The sequence below is a fragment of the Anoxybacillus pushchinoensis genome (genome assembly GCF_900111795.1).
Taxonomy (GTDB): Bacteria; Bacillota; Bacilli; order Bacillales; family Anoxybacillaceae; genus Anoxybacillus; species Anoxybacillus pushchinoensis.
This window is the reverse complement of record NZ_FOJQ01000109.1, coordinates 1-1,387: the sequence shown is the minus strand read 5'-3', so window position 1 is coordinate 1,387 and position 1,387 is coordinate 1. Positions and strand designations below refer to the sequence as shown.

At 44.2% G+C, this 1,387-nt stretch carries 2 protein-coding genes; both read left to right on the top strand.

Going from position 1 to position 1,387, the window contains the following annotated elements; genetic code table 11:
* The first annotated feature begins 129 nt into the window (after nt 1–129).
* A complete protein-coding gene (locus BM213_RS14335; protein ID WP_091705269.1) occupies nt 130–681 on the top strand; it encodes a cysteine hydrolase family protein in 552 nt (183 codons plus the stop codon).
* Nucleotides 682–1,195: 514 nt separating this feature from the next.
* A partial coding sequence (locus BM213_RS14330; RefSeq protein ID WP_208601932.1) for a PD-(D/E)XK nuclease family transposase occupies nt 1,196–1,387 on the top strand: 192 nt, incomplete at its 3' end.

Sequence of the window (1,387 nt, the reverse complement as noted above, 5' to 3'; positions counted from 1 at the left end):
AACCAGAACAAACGATCGATCGTTTGTGTGTTCAGTTGTAAATCTTTAATTCAACTTATATATTTTCTTGACATAATACCAATGTACAGCAAGACCCGTTTGTTAGACAAACACGCAGGAGGGATTTTCATGAAGAGAGCACTCATTAACATCGACTACACCGTCGATTTTATCGCCGATCATGGCGCGCTCACATGCGGGAAGCCGGGGCAGGCGATTGAAGAAGAACTTGTACGGGTGACGAAACAGTTTATCGATCGTGGAGATTTTGTTATCTTCGCCATTGACAAACATGTGGCGGGAGATCACTACCATCCGGAAACGAAGCTGTTTCCGCCGCATAACATTGAAGGGACGGAGGGCCGAAAGCTGTACGGGGAGCTCGAAGAGGTGTATCAAGCAAATAAGCATAAAGACAACGTCTACTGGATGGACAAAACGCGCTACAGCGCGTTCGCCGGGACCGATTTGGAGCTGAAATTGCGCGAGAGAGGCATCACGGAAGTGCATTTGGTCGGCTGCTGCACCGATATTTGCGTCCTCCATACGGCGGTCGATGCATATAATAAAGGCTTTCGCATCGTCGTCCACCGGCGGGCGGTCGCGAGCTTCGACGCGGCGGGACACGAATGGGCGCTCCGCCATTTTCGCCATACGCTAGGCGCAGAAATAGTGGAATAATGGAGAAAACATGATAGAATAGACGATGAACGTTCTTTTTCTCCATTCGGCGGCGCAGTAAGGCTCACTCCACTGTCACCGCCCGAAGTATGTCGAAAAGCTCTGCGGAGAGAAATCTCTGCGGGGCTTTTCTTTTGTCTTCCCTTTCTTTGATTAAAAAGAAAAAAGGCAAAGCGACAATGGCTTTCCTCTGAAATGGATGTGGATGATATCTAGTCATCTGAGACTTTAATCAAAACTTCTTCTCTTTTCCGTTTTATTCGTTTCCAAAGATATGGTCCAGCGAAGAATAAACGCTTTGTAACTATTCAGCCACATGATCAAGTGGGCTGAATTTAATCACTCTCTCCCTTTAAAAATTAAATTTTCAACCTAAAAAACGGTTCATCCTCCCACTTTTTTACCCCATTTGTCATAAAAATTTTCCGCAAAATTCAATTTTCCACTTTTGCATTTCCCTTATTTCCCGATTTTAATCAAATTGTCCCTTATATTTTACGAAAGGATGATTTGTATGCAATACCTCGATTTAAAAATGGATTTTATGTTTAAACAACTGTTCGGCCACCCAAGTAGAAAGTCAATCACGATGGCGTTTTTAAATGCGTTGTTACATCGGACTGGAGATGATCGCATCATCGACGTACAGTTTGAAAACACCGAACTAACGAAAGAAACAGAAGACGGTAAGACTGGACGGTTAGAT

What these genes read in the sequence shown, in the direction of transcription:
- BM213_RS14335 (WP_091705269.1), top strand. Translation starts at nt 130, where the DNA reads ATGAAGAGAGCACTCATTAACATCGACTACACCGTCGATTTTATCGCC.